The organism is Pseudomonas sp. FSL R10-0056, from assembly GCF_009600105.1.
GTDB lineage: Bacteria > Pseudomonadota > Gammaproteobacteria > Pseudomonadales > Pseudomonadaceae > Aquipseudomonas > Aquipseudomonas bubulae.
Window position 1 is genome coordinate 1 of record NZ_WIWL01000244.1, and the last position, 14,302, is coordinate 14,302.

At 60.4% G+C, this 14,302-nt stretch carries 13 protein-coding genes; 7 read left to right on the forward strand and 6 right to left on the reverse strand.

Annotation, left to right across the window (positions count from 1 at the left end; genetic code table 11):
* Positions 1-1,409, reverse strand: a 1,409-nt coding sequence (gene hrpB / locus GHO42_RS24830; RefSeq protein WP_153384201.1) for an ATP-dependent helicase HrpB, incomplete at its 3' end; no start/stop codon positions are given.
* Positions 1,410-1,488: 79 nt separating this feature from the next.
* Here hrpB and GHO42_RS24835 point away from each other — a divergent pair.
* Positions 1,489-1,908, forward strand: a complete 420-nt coding sequence (locus tag GHO42_RS24835) for a polyribonucleotide nucleotidyltransferase (RefSeq protein ID WP_094999406.1) — start codon at positions 1,489-1,491, stop codon at positions 1,906-1,908.
* A gap of 29 nt (positions 1,909-1,937) precedes the next feature.
* The gene (locus GHO42_RS24840) at positions 1,938-2,840 is read left to right on the forward strand and encodes a cation diffusion facilitator family transporter (RefSeq protein WP_153327095.1); all 903 of its coding nucleotides are present in this window, start codon (positions 1,938-1,940) and stop codon (positions 2,838-2,840) included.
* Between the two features lie 11 nt (positions 2,841-2,851).
* Here the strand turns inward: GHO42_RS24840 and GHO42_RS24845 are convergent, their stop codons facing one another.
* On the reverse strand, positions 2,852-3,688 hold the full coding sequence (locus GHO42_RS24845) for a DUF6515 family protein (RefSeq protein ID WP_095031777.1): 837 nt from the start codon (positions 3,686-3,688) through the stop codon (positions 2,852-2,854).
* A 397-nt stretch (positions 3,689-4,085) separates the two neighbouring features.
* Between GHO42_RS24845 and GHO42_RS24850 the strand changes: the two genes are divergently transcribed.
* The gene (locus GHO42_RS24850; protein WP_016779293.1) at positions 4,086-4,583 is read left to right on the forward strand and encodes an Lrp/AsnC family transcriptional regulator; all 498 of its coding nucleotides are present in this window, start codon (positions 4,086-4,088) and stop codon (positions 4,581-4,583) included.
* Between the two features lie 349 nt (positions 4,584-4,932).
* Complete coding sequence (locus GHO42_RS24855) at positions 4,933-5,142, forward strand: DUF2788 domain-containing protein (RefSeq protein ID WP_016779292.1); 210 nt, start codon at positions 4,933-4,935, stop codon at positions 5,140-5,142.
* On the opposite strand, the gene GHO42_RS24860 is transcribed toward GHO42_RS24855, so the two are convergent.
* The 4 genes from GHO42_RS24860 to GHO42_RS24875 all read right to left on the reverse strand — a co-directional run bounded on the left by GHO42_RS24860 (position 5,137) and on the right by GHO42_RS24875 (position 11,645).
* Positions 5,137-5,703 carry a pseudouridine synthase gene (locus GHO42_RS24860; RefSeq protein ID WP_176464972.1) on the reverse strand — a complete coding sequence of 189 codons (567 nt, stop codon included), beginning with the start codon at positions 5,701-5,703 and terminating at the stop codon, positions 5,137-5,139. The genes GHO42_RS24855 and GHO42_RS24860 overlap by 6 nt on opposite strands.
* A gap of 136 nt (positions 5,704-5,839) precedes the next feature.
* The gene (gene amn, locus GHO42_RS24865) at positions 5,840-7,312 is read right to left on the reverse strand and encodes an AMP nucleosidase (protein ID WP_153327098.1); all 1,473 of its coding nucleotides are present in this window, start codon (positions 7,310-7,312) and stop codon (positions 5,840-5,842) included.
* 230 nt (positions 7,313-7,542) lie between these two features.
* On the reverse strand, positions 7,543-9,192 hold the full coding sequence (locus tag GHO42_RS24870; protein WP_153327100.1) for an acyl-CoA dehydrogenase family protein: 1,650 nt from the start codon (positions 9,190-9,192) through the stop codon (positions 7,543-7,545).
* Between the two features lie 74 nt (positions 9,193-9,266).
* Complete coding sequence (locus GHO42_RS24875; protein WP_153327138.1) at positions 9,267-11,645, reverse strand: hybrid sensor histidine kinase/response regulator; 2,379 nt, start codon at positions 11,643-11,645, stop codon at positions 9,267-9,269.
* Positions 11,646-11,930: 285 nt separating this feature from the next.
* Here GHO42_RS24875 and GHO42_RS24880 point away from each other — a divergent pair, with 285 nt between their 5' ends.
* The 3 genes from GHO42_RS24880 to GHO42_RS24890 all read left to right on the forward strand — a co-directional run.
* Positions 11,931-12,728 (forward strand): hydroxymethylpyrimidine/phosphomethylpyrimidine kinase, encoded by a 798-nt coding sequence (locus tag GHO42_RS24880; RefSeq protein WP_094999413.1) that lies wholly within the window; start codon positions 11,931-11,933, stop codon positions 12,726-12,728.
* 17 nt (positions 12,729-12,745) lie between these two features.
* Positions 12,746-13,369, forward strand: coding sequence for a thiamine phosphate synthase (thiE, locus tag GHO42_RS24885; RefSeq protein WP_094999414.1), 624 nt, complete (start codon positions 12,746-12,748; stop codon positions 13,367-13,369).
* 31 nt (positions 13,370-13,400) lie between these two features.
* The coding region (locus GHO42_RS24890) for a glutamate-1-semialdehyde 2,1-aminomutase (RefSeq protein ID WP_153384202.1) at positions 13,401-14,302 on the forward strand (902 nt) is incomplete at its 3' end.

The window sequence follows — 14,302 nt, forward strand, 5'->3', positions numbered from 1 at the left end:
CCTGACAGCAGGGCCAGCCGGCTATGCAGGTCCGCCCCGGCGCCGCGCAGGATATCGCGCTCCCCCAACAACGCCGCGATATCACAGGCCATGTCGGCCAGCCCAAGGTCCTGGCCGCGCAGCAATAGATGGGCAATCCGCGGATGTGCAGGCAGTTCAGCCATCGCTTCGCCGTGGGGGGTGAGTTTTGCTCCGTGCAAGGCACCCAGCCGATCGAGCAATTGCCGGGCCTGTGCATAACTGGCCGAGGGCGGCATATCGAGCCAGATCAGTTGCTCGGGAGTGACACCCCAGCGTGCCAGTTGCAGCGCCAACCCGGCCAGATCAGCCTGCAGGATCTCCGCACTGCCATAGGCCGCCAGATGCGCGTGCTGGTCCTCGGACCACAGGCGATAACACACACCCGGTTCCAGACGCCCGGCGCGGCCGGCGCGCTGGGTGGCACTGGCGCGGGAAATGCGCTGGGTATCAAGGCGGGTCATGCCGTTGCCCGGGTCAAACCGCGGAACACGCGCCAGCCCGGCATCGATCACCACGCGCACGCCGTCGATAGTCAGGCTGGTCTCGGCAATATTGGTGGCCAGCACCACCTTGCGCAGGCCTTTTGGCGCAGGCTCGATGGCCGCACGCTGGGCCGTCAGATCCAGTTCTCCATGCAAAGGGCACAGCAGAATATCGCTGCGCGAACCCAGCGCGTCGGCCAATTGCTGATTGACCCGACGAATCTCCGCCTGCCCGGGCAGGAACACCAGCAGGCTGCCGCTTTCATCGTTGATGGCATCAAGTACGGTCTGCACCACTCGCGGCTCGATAAATTCACCGGGCACAAACGGCCGCCCCCAGCGCATCGCCACCGGGTACATGCGGCCCTCACTGCGCAAGATCGGCGCATCGGCGAGAATGCTCGACAGCCGTTCGCCCTCAAGAGTGGCGGACATCAGCAGAATTTTCAGCGGCTGTTCATCCCGAAACAGCTCACGCCCATTGAGGCTCAAGGCCAACGCCAGATCGGCATCCAGACTACGCTCATGGAATTCGTCAAAAATCAGCAGGCCCACCCCTTCCAGCGACGGATCGTGCTGCAGACGGCGAGTCAGGATACCCTCGGTGACCACTTCGATACGGGTGTTGGGGCCGACCTTGCTGTCGAGGCGTATACGGTAACCTACGGTTTCGCCGACTTTTTCACCCAGTTCACTGGCCAGCCGCTCGGCCGCCGCACGGGCCGCCAGGCGCCGGGGTTCGAGCATCAGGATCTTCTGCCCGGCCAGCCAGGGCTCGTTGAGCAGGGCCAGCGGCACACGGGTGGTTTTACCGGCGCCGGGCGGCGCTTCGAGCACGGTTTCATGGCGCTCGGCCAGGGCCAGGCGCAGCGCAGGTAAAACTTCATCAATCGGCAAAGAAATCATGGTGGCTCCAGAACAGAGCGGCGAGTATAACGGCGAACAGTAATGATCCAGTCCTTTGAACATGTTTGAGGTTTTAAGTATGCGTATGCCTTCGCGAGTAATCGGCGGTGTCGTGGTTGCGGCACTGTTCACCCAATTGACTGCTTGCGGCAGTATTTTCTTTCCAGACCGCCGCGGCCAGATCGACGGCAAGATCGACCCCATGATCGTCGTACTGGATGCCGTGGGCCTGCTGTTTTATGTGATCCCGGGGCTGATCGCCTTCGGTGTCGACTTCGCCACCGGCGCAATTTATTTCCCGCCGGGCAAGACCGCACAAATCGCCCCGGAAAAACTGCGCGAAGCCATCGGCGCAGACGGCAAGGTGGATAACGCCAAGCTCCAGGCCATCCTTGAAAGCGAACTGGGCCGCAGCTTCCCGCTGAACGATCCACGCCTGATCCAGCACCGGGGCAGCGCCCAGCAACTGGCTATGTATGGTTTGCAGCCAGCAGCCTGAAGCACGTCATCATTCATCAGGAAAGCACCATGACCAGCAGCCCGGAACACGCCCGCCTGTTACGTCTGGCTACCCGCGCATCAGTGGCGGTGGCCAGCCTGTTGATCGTAACCAAGGCCATCGCGTGGTGGCTCAGTGGCTCGATCAGCATGCTCGCCGGCCTGACCGACTCGCTGCTCGATGGCGTAACTTCGTTTCTCAATTTGCTGGCCGTGCATTACGCGCTGCGTCCCGCCGATGAGGATCACCGATATGGTCACGGCAAAGCCGAGTCCCTGGCGGGCATGGCGCAAGCGCTGTTTATTGGCGTGAGTGCAGTGCTGATTGCCTTTCAGGCGGTGGAACGGCTGAAAAACCCGGAGCCGGTAGGCGCACCGTGGATCGGAATTGGCGTCATTGTCTTTTCGTTGCTGATGACCGTGGCACTGCTGGTGCTGCAACACCGGGTGATCAAGGCCACGGGATCCAACGCGGTGCGCGCCGACTCGCTGCATTACCGCTCGGACCTGATGCTCAATGGCAGTATTTTGCTGGCGCTGGTGCTGGCCAGTGTAGGTTTCCCGCAGCTGGACGCCTGGTTTGGCCTGGGGATTGCGGTGTATATCCTGTGGAGCGCACTGCAGATCGCCCGTGAGAGTTTTGCCGTGTTGATGGATCAGGAGTTACCCACGGATGTCAGTGAAAACATGCTGAATCTGGCCTGCAGCGTGCCCGGCGTGCTCGGCGCCCACGACCTGCGCACACGGATCTCGGGCAATACCTGGTTTGTGCAGTTTCACCTGGAGCTGCCGGGTGAACTGACGTTGTCCGCAGCCCATAGCATCTGTGACCGCGCGGCTGAAGCCATTGAACAGGTCTATCCGCGGGCCGAAGTGCTGGTGCATGCAGACCCGAAGGAAGTGGTCAAACAGAGGCTGAGCAAGGCTCCGTAGCAGGCTTCAGATCAATACGTCACTTGATAACCACGACTGCTCAGGCAACTGCCCTGCGCCTGCCGATAGGCTTGCACCACTTGCGCCGCTGGGGCGTATGTCGCCTTGGCAGGGTCGAAGCCGCTTTGCTCCACAGCCCAGCGATAGCAGTCATAACGGTCCTGACCGATTTGGGCCGGGCTTTGACCGTTCATCGGGTAAGCCACCATCTCATAGTTGTTGCTCGCGGGCTGTTGGTAGACCGTCGGCGGCTGGACCACGATGTAATCGCGAGTTGCAGGTTGATAGGCGTAATACGCCCCCGCCGCGAGAAACATCAAGGTACTGCCAAACCACACTTCCCTAGCGTAATCAGGCAAAAAACCTACGCGCAGTCCATAAGGCGGCTGCACCACGATGTAACGCGGGCCTTGAGGGCGATACCAGTAGCCGCCTGAAAAGTAGTAATTCTGGCCGCGATACGGCACTTGCCAGTGCTGACCGGGGAACCGCTCTACCACATTACCCGGGCGATATTGCGGCCCCGGGCCCCAGCCATTGCCATGCCCGGACGGGCGACCGGCCCAGCGCTGGTCGTTGGGATGACGGTTATTCAGGCCAGGAGCGTAACCGCCGCCATACCAATTCTGATTGCCGCCCCGGTTCGGCGACTGAGTCTGCTGAACCCTGTCGGGGCGCGGCTGGATCGGCAGGTTATTACCTTGTTGATTCGGCCGCGGCTGATGATTGTCTGCACCCTGTGGCCGACCTTGCCAGCCGCCATCACCACGCTCATCGGCCAACACCTGGCCGCTGACGCTCACAAAGAGCACGCCAACTGTAGCCAAACGCCAGATACGCGATTTCATGCTGTTTCTCACTGAAGGACAGGGCTTATAGATAAGACTGGGGTTTCAGGAAGCGGTTCTACGCCAGGCAGTGCATAACGCAACTTATTTTTTGCCAGACGAAAAAAGGGCGACCCGTCGGTCGCCCCTTGAATTTTCTGTCCTGGCTCAACACTTGTGATGTTGGCTCACCTCGCTCCGTCTTCTGGACAGTGCGTAGCCCGGGGGCCGGGGCAACCCTGTGGGGTTGGCGGCCGCGGCTGGCCTGATTCGGCGGGCCGCAGTGGACTCTATGTCCGGGCAGTGATTCTGGTTTAAAGAATAGGCGTTTGGCCGCGGCAGGCGATTGCGAAGATTGCTCGATAAAACATTACTTGCGCAATTTTTGACTTAAGGTGGATACTTTCACGCAATAGTTATGACAAAGGGTAACTTCGTGAGCAAACTCGACCGGTATGACCTGAGCATTTTGGCGGAATTGCAGCGTGACGCACGCATCTCTAACCAGGAACTGGCCGAACGTATTGGCCTGTCGCCATCTCCTTGCTCGCGCCGCGTTAAACAGCTTGAGGATGACGGCTACATCAGCCGTCAGGTGGCGCTGCTCGACCGCAAACTGCTGGGCTTGAGCCTTACAGCCTACGTGCTTATCGGAATGGACCGACATACACCAGAGCGTTTCGAGAACTTCGAAGCCTGCATCCGCGCCCTGCCGCAGGTGCTGGAATGCAGCCTGGTGACCGGCATGGACGCCGACTACCAACTGAAAGTGGTGGTTGCCGACATGGACCACTACCAGAAGCTGCTGCTGGGTGAATTGACCCGTATCGAAGGCGTAACCAGCGTGCGTTCGAGCTTTGTGCTCAATCAGGTGCTCAACAGCACCGAGCTGCCGCTGACCCATTTGCGCACGTAAAAATAGAACCTGTAGATACTCTGTTGCAGGTCAAGCCCTATTGTGGGAGCGAGCCTGCTCGCGAACGACCTTCGCGAGCAGGCTCGCTCCCACAGTTGCAGTGTTCCTGCAGCTGCCGAGGAACGAAGGCTGCGTTCGGCTGCGAAGCAGTCGTAAAATCAGCCCACGCGATTCTTCAGTTGTAACGCGCACTCTGATCTTGCGATTGCTTCACAATCGAACGCAGCTTCGTGCCTTCAGCAGCTGCTACGGGTGTAGCGACATCCTCTCACTACCCAGATCAATATCCCCCCGCTCCCCTGGCGTATACTCCTACGGCTTTTTCCCACGATGTCGCCGGAGAATACCGATGGATCCTGCCGTACTTGAAGAATGGATGATGACGATTCTGGTCAGCGTGCTGATCATTTTCATGGCCTTTATCGTCTGGGATCTGGCGAAAAAGTCCAAGGCCGGACGCTTCGGCTCCATGATCCTGTTTTTCGTCCTCGGCCTGGGCGTTGCCGCGTTTATCATCAAAAGCGTGGTCATCGGCCTGATCGAGTCCGGAGCCCTATAGCCGCGCCGGAACTTCCCGGTACTGCCCCTGCTCCAGCCCTTCAATGCTCCAGTCACCAATGCGTACCCGCACCAGGCGCAAGGTCGGCAAGCCCACTGCCGCGGTCATACGCCGCACCTGACGGTTGCGACCTTCACGGATCACCAGTTCCAGCCAGGCGGTCGGGATACTTTTGCGAAAGCGTACCGGCGGGTTGCGCGGCCATAGCTGCGGCTCGTCCAGGGCACGCGCTTCGGCAGGCAGGGTCTTGCCGTCATTGAGTTCAACGCCATCACGCAACTGCTGCAGTTGCTCCGGCGTGGGCTCGCCTTCAACTTGAACCCAGTAGGTCTTGGGTAATTTGTGCTTGGGGTCGGCTATCCGCGCCTGCAACTGGCCATCATTGGTCAACAGCAGCAAACCTTCACTGTCCCTGTCCAGTCGCCCGGCCGGGTAGATGCCCGGAATCGGGATAAAGTCCTTGAGCGTGGCGCGCCCGCCTTCGTCGCTGAACTGGGTCAGCACATCGAAGGGTTTATTGAACAGGTACAGCTTGGGATCAGACGGCGGCGCTTTGGCCACGCGGCGATTGGCAGCTGGCGCGGTGAGGCTTTTCGAGGCCGGGCGGCGTGGGGCGGGACGAGACATGACAAAAAAGGCTATCTAGCGATCAGGGCTGGCAATGCTAGTCCCCCGATCGCTAAATGACCATCACCGATCAACGGAACGGCGGTTCATCAAAGCTGCGCAGCTTGCGCGAATGCAGGGAGTTGAGCTGGCTGCGCATCAAGTCCACGGCAGCAATACCGATTTTCAAATGCTGGCTGACCGCGCGCTCATAGAAGGCATTGGCCGAACCTGGCAGTTTGATTTCACTGTGCAGCGGCTTGTCCGACACACACAACAGCGTGCCATACGGGACGCGCAAGCGATAACCCTGGGCAGCAATGGTGCCGCTTTCCATGTCCACGGCAACAGCACGGGACAGGTTGATCAGCGGACGTTCCTGAGCCCAGCGCAGCTCCCAGTTGCGATCGTCATAGGTCAGTACGGTGCCGGTACGCAGGCGTTTTTTCAGCTCATCGCCGCGCTCACCGGTAACCTGTGCGGCAGCCTCCTGCAGCGCCAGCTGGACTTCAGCCAGGGCCGGAATCGGAATGTTCGGCGGCACGACCCGATCAAGAATGCCGTCACGACGCATGTAGGCGTGGGCCAACACATAATCGCCAATGGTCTGCGACTGGCGCAGACCGCCGCAGTGACCAATCATCAGCCAGCAATGCGGACGCAGCACGGCCAGGTGGTCGGTAATGTTTTTCGCATTGGACGGGCCGACGCCAATATTGACCAGCGTCACGCCATGACCATCACTGGCCTGCAAGTGATACGCCGGCATCTGGTAGCGATGCCACACCACCCCCGCCGCGATGGCCTGGGCCTCGCCGTAGTCCATCGATTTTTCGATGATCACATTGCCCGGCATCACCATGCGCACAAAGCGCGGGTTGTCGCGCAATTGCTCAAGGCCATGGAGGATGAACTGGTCAACATAGCGATGGTAGTTGGTCAGCAGAATCCACGGCTGCACATGGCGCCAGTCGCTGCCGGTGTAGTGCACCAGGCGGCGCAGGGAGAAGTCGACCCGCGCGGCGTCGAACAGCGCCAGGGGCAACGGATCGGTGTTTTCCCAGTCGTACAAGCCATCGGCGATGCCGTCGGTGGCAGCAGACAGGTCGGTGCTCGGAAACACCCGCGCCAGCGCAGCAGCGGTAACGCCGGAGCCGGCCAGTTCATCACCTTGCTCGACCACATAAGGGTAAGGAATATTTTGCTCACTGACGCCGACTTCTACTTCAACGGTGAAGTCGCGCATCAAGGGCACCAGCTGTTCCAGCAGGTAATTACGGAAAGAGGCGGGATGGGTGACGGTCACACTGTAGGTGCCCGGTAACTGGACCTTGGCATAAGCACGGGTGGTAGTCGGCACTTCACCGTTGATACGGTAGGTCAAACGCAGTTCGGGGTAGCGAAACAGCGCGCGTTCTTGCGCAGAGGGTTCAACCCGATCCTTGAGATAACGCTTGAGTGCCTGGCTCAAGGCCGTGGTTGCGCGCTCGTGCAAGGCAGCAAGCCGGTCAACGGCCTCTTCAGCGGTGGAAACGACAATAAAAGCTTCGGTCACGATAAGCATCCTGTCTTCTGAGCGGGCAGGCCTTTATCTTGCCTGTATCGATGGCTAAAGGCAGCTACAAAATTGCCTGCCGAAGATTTCCTGTGGCTGCTGGGGATAAACAGAATATCGGCTGCCTCACGCAAATCCCTGTGGGAGCGGGCTTGCCCGCGATGGCATCGACCGGGTCTGGCAGATAAAACCCGTCGTCTGCATCGCAGGCAAGCCAGCTCCCACAGGGTTGGGGATATTCAGGCAACCTGCGGGGTGGCGCGGGCAACGATGGCTGCCACATTCAAACCCCGCGGCAATGTACCGTAAACCCGGCCGCTGCCCTGTAGCCGGCTGGCGATAAAGGCGTCGCTGACATCGCTGTTACCAGCCTCAAGCAGCAGTTTTGCCTGTAGGCCAAGGGCGATGTCTTCTGTCAGTTGGCGAGCGCGATACTGGATATCGTCAGTGTCGTTGAGCGCCGCCTTAAGCTGCACAATGTGCTGCCCCAGGCGCACATCGCCATGCCCGTCGCCCAACTCGGCAAACAGCGCATCGAGCACGCCCGGCTCTTTGGACAAGGCTCGCAACACGTCCAGGCACTGCACATTACCCGACCCTTCCCACGTCGAATTGACCGGCGCCTCGCGATACAGGCGCGGCAGGATGCTGTCTTCGACATAACCTGCGCCCCCCATGCATTCGGCCGCTTCGTTGATCATGGCTGGAGCCCGCTTGCAGATCCAGTACTTGCCCACCGCTGTGACCAACCGGGAAAACCTGGCCTCATGCGGGTCATCCGGATTGTCCAGCGCCCGCCCCATGCGCAGGCTCAGGGCCAGTGCCGCCTCGCTTTCCAGCGCCAGGTCAGCCAATACGTTCTGCATCAGTGGCTGATCTGCCAACACCCGACCGCCCACCAGTCGATGGGCGCAATGATGGCTGGCCTGGGTCAGCGCCTGACGCATCAAGGCACTGGAGCCGACCATGCAGTCGAACCGGGTCATGGCGACCATTTCAATAATGGTCGGCACGCCACGACCTTCTTCGCAGATCATCCAGGCCAATGCCCCACGAAACTCAACTTCACTGGAGGCGTTGGAGCTATTGCCCAGTTTGTTCTTCAGGCGCTGAATATAGAATTGGTTGCGGCTGCCATCCGGACGATGGCGCGGCAGCAAAAAGCAGCTCAGGCCTTTTTCGGTTTGGGCCAGGGTCAGAAAGCCGTCACACATGGGTGCCGAGCAGAACCATTTGTGCCCCAGCAGTTCATAGGCCTGCCCCGGTCCTTTGGCCCCTACGGGGTAAGCCCGCGTGGTATTGGCACGCACATCGGTGCCGCCCTGTTTTTCAGTCATGGCCATGCCCAGGGTCACGCCGGCCTTTTGGCTGATATCGACATTACGCGGGTCATATTCAGTGGCCAGCACTTTGGGCAGCCAGATGGCAGCCAGGTCCGGTTGCAGACGCAAGGCCGGCACGCTGGCGAAGGTCATGGTCAAGGGGCAGCCGCTGCCCGCTTCGGCCTGGCTGTGCAGGTAGGTCATGGATGCGCGGGCCACATGGGCACCGGGTTGCGGGTGGGCCCAGGGCAAGGACGGCAAGCCGTGCTCAATCGCCGTGCGCATCAGTTCGTGGTAAGCCGGGTGAAACTCCACCAGATCAATCCGATGCCCGAAACGGTCATGACTGACAAACTGCGGTTTGTTTTCATTGGCCAGAAAACCCGCAGCCATCAGCGGGCCGCCCGCCAGGGCACCGTACTCGTCAATCCGCGCCTGCGCCCATCCCGCGCCGAAATGCTGGCTCCAATACTGCAACGGCAGGTCAATGCGGTACAGGTTCACGCCGTCCATTGAAGGCGGTTGATTGGTCACCTGATGGGTTTCTGCGTATTGATGCAAGTTCATTGCGCGGGCTCCTTGGGATCGTACCAATGAGCCAGTGAAGCACGCATCTGCGGCTAAACAAGGGGCATAAACGCCTAAAACTCGGCGTTTTTATCGTTCTTGTCGATCAGCAGGCGTTGCGCCAAGGTCTGTTGCAAGTCCTCAAAACGCAGCGGTTTCAGCAGATAATCCGTGATCCCGTCGACCTGCTCGCGAGCTTGCTGTGCCTGGGCTTGCGACTCGAACAGCGCCAGCACGGGCAACTGCGCACAGGCGGCCAATGTCAGCAGCTGGCTGCCCATCGACGTAGCACAGACCTGGGCCAACGGGCACGCCAGCAGCACCGCATCGACCCGCTCGCGGCGCAACGCTTCTATGGCCGCCTGCCCCGTGTCAACGCCGAGCACGCGATAACCCAGTTTGAGCAACATGGCGCGCACTACCACAGGGTTTTCCGGGCCTTCTACCAGCAAGACCACACACTCCCCGGGCGCCCTCAGCTGCAACGCCGAAGGAGTCGTGTGCGACGGGGTTTGCACCGAGGGTTCGAGCTCCAGCAACAGCTGGAACTGTGAGCCTTGCCCCGGCTGGGAATGGTGGGTCAGGCGCCCGCCGAGCAGTTCCACAAGGCGCCGGCAAATCGCCAGGCCGATACCCAGGCCGCCATATTCACGGGTCATGGAGCCATCAACCTGAAAGAAGTGCTGATAAAGTTCGGCCTCTTCCTGGTGAACAAAACCAATGCCGCTGTCGATTACATTGAACGCCAGCGCCCAGCGCCCGGTCTCTGCGGGTTTACCGGTAACACGCAAAATCACCCCGCCCTCACGGGTGAACTTGATCGCGTTATCCAGCAGGCACTCCATGCACTGGCGAATTTTATCCGCATCACCTACCCATTGATCCGGCAGATTGCGGCCCACTTCGTACGAAAACTCCAGCCCTTTACTGCGTGCCGCCGGCCTGAACTGATCGCTCAGCCCCTGCAGCAGTTCATTCAGGCTGAAGGGCCGGGGTTGCGCGACCAGTCGTCCGGCCTGCAGTTCGGTCAGGGTCAGGATGCCATTGACCATGTGCATCATTTCTCGTGCTGAACCTTGCGCAGTCTTGGTGTACTGCTCCAGCTCAGGGCTCATGTCCAGGGTTTTGATCAATTCCAGAGAGCCAATGACACCGTTCATGGGCGTGCGCAATTCATGGGTAACGGTTGCCAGAAACTCGTCTTTGAGCTGGTTGGTACGGGCCAGTTGCTGGTTCATGGCGGCCAGTTTCTGTCCCGATTCCTGCAGCGTACGCGCCTGCAGGTCACGCATGGCGTTGATCCGGTCGGCAAGCGCCAGCGACAGCAGCCCCACCTCGATTGCCGAACCTATCTGGCTGGCGTACATGGTCAGGAAAACGTTCGGCAGGTAACCCAGCACCATCAGCGTATTGACCAGCCCCCCGAGCAGGAAGGCCGACCAGGCGATCACAAAATAACGCGCGACCCGCAGGCCACGTACCCATGCCACCACACCAGCGGTAAAAATGGTGACAATAAACGCCAGCGCCAGGCCGGTGGCCAGGCGCAACGACACGGCATAGCTGGTGGTCAGTGCGAGCACCATCACCAGAGCACCCACGCCCATCAGCAACATCAGTGCCCGGTCAAGCCAGCGGCTGTGGGAGGCGGTGTGCAAGAAGGAGCGGGCGAACTGGCAACCAAAAAACGCCGATGCACCAATCAGGAACGGGGTGGAGGCATTGGCCCACCACGGGCTGTCAGGCCAGAAGTACTGCACTGCCGCACCGTTGACCGACAGCTGGTAAAGGCCGAACGAGGCAATATAAAAGATGTAGTAGAGGTAGCTGGTGTCACGCACGCTGAGGTAAATAAACAGGTTGTAGACCAGCATCCCCAGCAACACGCCATAAATCAGGCCCAGGATGTAAATCCGCACGGGCTGCTCTTCAAGATAGGCCTGGGCCGACCATAGCGTCAGCGGCGCCTGAACCGAACCCTGGCTGGCCAGACGCAGGTACACCGTCTGGCTTTGCCCCGGGCTGAAGTTGAGCTCAAACAGGTAATTGTTTTCTTTGATCTGACGACTGTCGAAGGGTAGTGCATCGCCCGTTCGTTCGGCCAGCCGGTAGTTGCCCGCGGCGTCTGCCAGGTAAAGCTCGATGGAATCAAGCGGCGGGTATGCCAGCTCCAGCAGCCAGGTGCGATGCACCTGCGGGTCTTGTGGCTGGTAGTGCAAATCCACTTTGATCCAGAAGGCCGAGTGCGAGTAGCCCTTGTTCAGCGTGTCTTTGGTATGGGGCTCGAACAGTTCGCCGTGTGCGGTGACATCTGCCAGAGTCGCTTCGCCGCCCGCGTCTTCGAACACCTGCATCACGCGGCCCAAGGGCAGGCTTTGTGTGGATTCGTCAAAAGCGACTGCGCTGGCCAGCATCGGTAGCCAGCCCAACAACATCATCAGCAAATAGCGCATACAGCCCCAACGTAGCTCACTCGAAGACGCGGGCAACCCCATATTCCCTTTGAGATCGCGTCGACCGAATGACCGGTTAATAATTTGAAGGCACTTTAACATAGCCATTAATGGCACATACACACCATCTAACAATTCATCACAAAGGCTCTAGTACGGGCATTACAGAGCTAAATAAGCGCTGAGACCGAAGATTCTTAAGGCCAGGCAACGGCTTACAAACTTCCGCTAACCTGACACCGAGCAAGCGCCCGTAAAAACTGTTTGGTGGTAAGCTCGCGCACCATGAATATCTACAGTTCTCGCCCCGTTGTCCTCTGTCTCTCCGGCCATGACCCCAGTGGTGGTGCCGGCTTGCAGGCAGATATCGAAGCCCTGCTGGCTCAAGGCTGTCACGCCGCCCCGGTAGTGACCGCCCTGACTGTGCAGAACACTGTCAATGTCCGCGACTTCCGCGTGCTGGATCGCGAGTGGGTACTGGCGCAAGCCGATGCCGTGCTCGGCGACTCCACCGTTGCGGCGGTCAAGCTGGGCATGCTCGGTTCACTGGAGATGGTCGATACCGTAGTCGAACTGCTTCAGGCCAATCCGCATCTGCCGATGGTCTGTGACCCGGTGCTGCGTGCAGGCGGTGGCGGACGACTGGGCAAGGACGAAGTGGGTTACGCCATGCGCGAACGCCTGCTCCCCCTGGCCACCATTGCCACCCCCAACCTTCCCGAAGCCCGCATCCTGGCCGAACTGCCCGATGGCAGCGCCGATGAGTGCGCTGAAAAACTCCTGCCATTTTGTCGGCACCTGCTGATCACCGGCGGTCACGGTGATGAGCACGAAGTGCATAACCGCCTGTACAGCCGCGACGGCAGCCGCCACACCTTTACCTGCCATCGCTTGCCGGGCAGTTACCACGGCTCGGGGTGCACCCTGGCCAGCACGTTGGCCGGGCGCCTGGCCATCGGTGAAGAACTGGTCAGCGCCGTGCAAACCGCGCTCAATTACACATGGCGCACCCTGCGTGATGCAGAGCAACTGGGGCAAGGGCAATTTGTACCGCGCCGCTTGCCGCTGGATTTTTGCTCGTAACCAATGAGGCTCACCCCATGACGCTTCGCGGCCTGTATGCGATCACTGATAGCCAGTTGCTGGCTGGCAAACTGCTGCCCTATGTGGAGGCGGCCCTCGATGGCGGCCTGACCCTGTTGCAGTATCGCGACAAAAGCACTGACGACGCCCGCCGACTGCGCGAGGCCGAAGCCTTGCGCGGGTTGTGCGAACGCTACAAGGCACACCTGATCATCAACGATGATGGCGAGCTGGCCGCCCGCCTGGGGGTCGGCGTGCACCTGGGGCAGACCGACGGCCCGCTGACCCCTGCCCGCGCCCTGCTGGGGCCACAGGCAATTATCGGTTCGACCTGCCACAGCCAGGTCGAACTGGCCGAGCAAGCCGCCAAAGAAGGGGCGAGTTATGTCGCCTTTGGCCGCTTTTTCAATTCCAGCACCAAACCCGGGGCGCCAACCGCTACCCTTGAGACCCTGGACCAGGCCCGCGCCCGCCTCAGCCTGCCGATCTGCGTGATAGGCGGAATTACCCTGGACAATGCCGCGCCGCTGGTGGCCCACGGTGCCGACCTGCTGGCCGTGGTGCATGGCCTGTTTGGCGCCGAAAGTGCCCGGGAAGTCACCCTGCGCGCCAAGGCCTTCAACACCTTGTTGTCTATTTAAATACCGAATCCTGATTCTGAGAGAGCCCACCATGTCTCGTTCCGAAACCCTGTTTGCCAACGCCCAGAAACACATTCCCGGTGGCGTGAACTCGCCAGTGCGTGCCTTCAAAAGCGTGGGCGGCACGCCGTTGTTCTTCAAACACGCCGAAGGCGCCTACGTGACTGACGAGGACGACAAGCGTTATGTCGATTACGTCGGCTCATGGGGCCCGATGATTCTTGGGCACAGCCACCCTGACGTGCTGGACGCAGTACGTGCGCAACTGGAGCACGGCCTGTCGTACGGCGCCCCGACCGCCATGGAAACCGAAATGGCCGATCTGGTGTGCTCCATCGTACCGTCAATGGAAATGGTGCGCATGGTCAGCTCCGGCACTGAAGCGACCATGAGCGCGATCCGTCTGGCCCGTGGCTTCACTGGCCGCGACAATATCCTCAAGTTTGAAGGCTGCTACCACGGTCACTCCGACAGCCTGCTGGTAAAAGCCGGTTCCGGCCTGCTGACCCAGGGCGTGCCAAGCTCGGCTGGCGTGCCGGCAGATTTCGCCAAGCACACCCTGACCACCGAGTTCAACAATATCGACGCGGTTGCACAGCTGCTGAGCGAAGTCGGCGACACGGTGGCCTGCATCATCGTCGAACCGGTTGCCGGCAACATGAACTGCGTGCCGCCTGCGCCAGGCTTCCTTGAAGGTCTGCGCAGCCTGTGCGACCAGCACGGCGTGGTTCTGATCTTTGACGAAGTGATGACCGGCTTCCGCGTCGCCCTCGGCGGTGCCCAAGCCCACTACGGCGTGACGCCGGACCTGAGCACCTTCGGCAAGATCATCGGTGGCGGCATGCCCGTCGGCTGCTTTGGCGGCAAACGCGAGATCATGCAGCACATCGCGCCGCTGGGCCCGGTTTACCAGGCGGGCACCCTGTCCGGCAA

What these genes read in the sequence shown, in the direction of transcription:
- GHO42_RS24840 (WP_153327095.1), top strand. Translation starts at nt 1,938, where the DNA reads ATGACCAGCAGCCCGGAACACGCCCGCCTGTTACGTCTGGCTACCCGC.
- GHO42_RS24880 (WP_094999413.1), top strand. Translation starts at nt 11,931, where the DNA reads ATGAATATCTACAGTTCTCGCCCCGTTGTCCTCTGTCTCTCCGGCCAT.
- GHO42_RS24870 (WP_153327100.1), bottom strand. Translation starts at nt 9,192, where the DNA reads ATGAACTTGCATCAATACGCAGAAACCCATCAGGTGACCAATCAACCG.
- amn (WP_153327098.1), bottom strand. Translation starts at nt 7,312, where the DNA reads ATGCTTATCGTGACCGAAGCTTTTATTGTCGTTTCCACCGCTGAAGAG.
- GHO42_RS24845 (WP_095031777.1), bottom strand. Translation starts at nt 3,688, where the DNA reads ATGAAATCGCGTATCTGGCGTTTGGCTACAGTTGGCGTGCTCTTTGTG.
- GHO42_RS24855 (WP_016779292.1), top strand. Translation starts at nt 4,933, where the DNA reads ATGGATCCTGCCGTACTTGAAGAATGGATGATGACGATTCTGGTCAGC.
- thiE (WP_094999414.1), top strand. Translation starts at nt 12,746, where the DNA reads ATGACGCTTCGCGGCCTGTATGCGATCACTGATAGCCAGTTGCTGGCT.
- GHO42_RS24875 (WP_153327138.1), bottom strand. Translation starts at nt 11,645, where the DNA reads ATGCGCTATTTGCTGATGATGTTGTTGGGCTGGCTACCGATGCTGGCC.
- GHO42_RS24850 (WP_016779293.1), top strand. Translation starts at nt 4,086, where the DNA reads ATGACAAAGGGTAACTTCGTGAGCAAACTCGACCGGTATGACCTGAGC.
- GHO42_RS24835 (WP_094999406.1), top strand. Translation starts at nt 1,489, where the DNA reads ATGCGTATGCCTTCGCGAGTAATCGGCGGTGTCGTGGTTGCGGCACTG.